We start from the raw sequence: 433 nt of genomic DNA, 5'->3' as shown, positions 1-433 counted from the left end.
CTCGAAACCCTGGGCGTCCAGGACGTCGTGGCCAAGTCGACGGGTTCCTCGAACCCGTACAACATGGTGCGCGCCACGTTCGAAGCCCTCAAGGTGCAGTCGTCGCCCCGCCAGATCGCCGCCAAGCGCGGCAAGAAGGTTGGCGACATCCTCGGCCGTCGCGCCGACGGCGCTTCGTCGCCGGAAGCCATCGAGGGCTAAGTCATGGCTGAAGCTAAAACCGTCACCCTGCGCCAGACCGGTTCGCCGATCCGTCGTGAAAAGGACCAGCGCGCCACGCTCGCCGGTCTGGGTCTCAACAAGCTGGGCCGCATGTCCACGCTGGAAGACACCCCGTCGGTCCGCGGCATGATCCGCAAGGTCCAGCACCTGCTGGAAATCGTCGAGTAAGTCTGTTACTGGACGAACCGAAATCGCCACCCCGGTGAAAGCC

The 433-nt window shown here is 64.4% G+C and carries 1 protein-coding gene and 1 pseudogene; both read left to right on the top strand.

Features of this window, described 5'->3' with window-relative positions; genetic code table 11:
• A pseudogene (locus AB4Z29_RS32395) lies at positions 1-201 on the top strand (hypothetical protein); the annotation flags it as partial.
• A gap of 3 nt (positions 202-204) precedes the next feature.
• Entirely contained in the window at positions 205-390 is a 186-nt protein-coding gene (gene rpmD, locus AB4Z29_RS32390) for a 50S ribosomal protein L30 (RefSeq protein WP_441946964.1), read from the top strand.
• Positions 391-433: the final 43 nt, after the last annotated feature.

Source organism: Paenibacillus sp. 2TAB23 (assembly GCF_052115165.1).
Lineage (GTDB): Bacteria > Bacillota > Bacilli > Paenibacillales > Paenibacillaceae > Pristimantibacillus.
This window is presented reverse-complemented; position numbering and strand designations above follow the sequence as displayed.